Source organism: Acidisphaera rubrifaciens HS-AP3 (assembly GCF_000964365.1).
GTDB lineage: Bacteria > Pseudomonadota > Alphaproteobacteria > Acetobacterales > Acetobacteraceae > Acidisphaera > Acidisphaera rubrifaciens.
The window spans coordinates 1-1,574 of sequence record NZ_BANB01000721.1 but is presented as its reverse complement, the minus strand read 5'-3'; the positions used below and the strand labels follow the sequence as shown (position 1 = coordinate 1,574).

Sequence of the window (1,574 nt, the reverse complement as noted above, 5' to 3'; positions counted from 1 at the left end):
CCCCTCCTGGGCTGACTAGATGACTTGGTCTGACCTGCCGCCGCCTCAGCGGCAGGCGGAGACCACCCGGTCGAACTGCTGGAACGTGTCGGAGCCATAGATCGCGGCGAGGTTCGCCGGCGTGCCGGGCGGCAGCTTGCCGTCGGGACCGGCGGCCGGGCGCCGCACCTCGGACGTGCCGTGCGGGCCGGTGACGACCACCGAATCGCGGGCGCTGGCGCAACGGCCGCTTGGCGCGAAGGACACGATCAACTCCATCAGGTCGTCGCCGTGATAGGCCTTGTAGTACGACACGTTGCCGCCGTCCTTCAGCTTGTCCACGCTGTCGGGGGCGCGGCCCATCTCGGCCACCATCTTGTCGAAGGTGTAGTAGTCCTGGCTGCGCACCTGGCAGCCCGCGAGAAAAGCCGAGCCGGTCAGCAGCGCGGCAATCGCCGCGATGGCAGGGGTACGCGTCATCATCATCGCTCCAGGCGTGAAAATCGGGCGGCCCGCCATCGGGCCACGGTCGTCATAGCGGCGAGTCCCCGGCCGTCGCGGACGGGCTGCGGCGAAGCAATGGCAAAGCGCCGCGCGCCGGACAACCTCAGCCGCAGCGAACCGGGACATGAAAAATGCGCCATGCGCGGCGGCGGGCCCGGATCAGCCCGCCCCTCCGCGCACATGCGACGCGCCCGGCTGCCCGACGGCATCGCCGCCGGACTCGCCCTGCGCCGCACCGCCGGCGATACCACCCGCCAAACCCCCGGCCAGTCCCCCGGCCACCCCCCCGGGCCGGTCCTCGTCGGCGGCATCCGCCGCGTGGGCCGGCAGGGCGAAGCGATGGAACGTTGCCCGGCTCGCCGGCGGGAACGGCGTCGCGCGGCGGGTTGCGGCGTCGATCAGCACCAGCGTGCTCTCGGCCGTCGCGGTGCAGCGCCCGGCCTGGAACAGCGCCTGTCCCAGGGTCACCGAACTGCGCCCGATCCGCAGCAGCCCGGTACCGATCTCGACCTCGCCCGGCCAGTGCATCTCGGCGCGGAAATCGATCGCCAGCCGCGCGATCACGAACAGCGTCCCCGGCGGACCCAGCATCAGCGTCCGGTCATGGATCAGCGACACCCGCCCGGTCTCGAAAAAGGTCGCGAAGACCGCGTTGTTCAGATGCCCGATGCGGTCGGTGTCGCCCCAGCGCGCCAGATCGCGCGACCAGTGGGCGAACGTCTCCCGCCGCGTCAGATCGACGGCCCCCGCCGAAGCCTGCTCGTCACCCGCGCCGCGCCCCGTCCCGTCCCGGTCCATGCCCGCTCCGCCTGCCCTTGTCGTGGGCGGCTGTAACGGGTCGGCCCGGTCGCGCGCAATGCCGGCACGCCCCTTGATTCCCCGGCCCGCGGGCCAAGGCTTCAAGGCGGGACCCGTCACGCGCCCGAGCGCCCAGGAGATTGCACATGCCCGTACACCGCCGTCCCGACTGGCACATCCAGGAAGCGCGGGTAACGCCGGAAGCCCTGGTCCTGCGCCGACGGAGCCTGCTCGCGGGCGGTCTGGCCGGCGGGCTCGCGGCAGGCCTCGCGCTGGCCGGCGGCCCCGCCCGC

Annotated in this window: 2 protein-coding genes; both read right to left on the bottom strand. The window is 72.8% G+C overall.

Annotation, left to right across the window (positions count from 1 at the left end):
• Positions 1-45: 45 nt before the first annotated feature.
• The gene (locus tag B8460_RS16925; protein WP_148360669.1) at positions 46-459 is read right to left on the bottom strand and encodes a hypothetical protein; all 414 of its coding nucleotides are present in this window, start codon (positions 457-459) and stop codon (positions 46-48) included.
• 183 nt (positions 460-642) lie between these two features.
• Positions 643-1,281, bottom strand: coding sequence for an acyl-CoA thioesterase (locus B8460_RS16920; RefSeq protein WP_084623814.1), 639 nt, complete (start codon positions 1,279-1,281; stop codon positions 643-645).
• Between the last annotated feature and the right edge of the window lie 293 nt (positions 1,282-1,574).

Excerpts from the sequence above, each read along its gene's own strand:
- B8460_RS16920 (WP_084623814.1), bottom strand. The coding sequence starts at position 1,281 with ATGGACCGGGACGGGACGGGGCGCGGCGCGGGTGACGAGCAGGCTTCG.
- B8460_RS16925 (WP_148360669.1), bottom strand. The coding sequence starts at position 459 with ATGACGCGTACCCCTGCCATCGCGGCGATTGCCGCGCTGCTGACCGGC.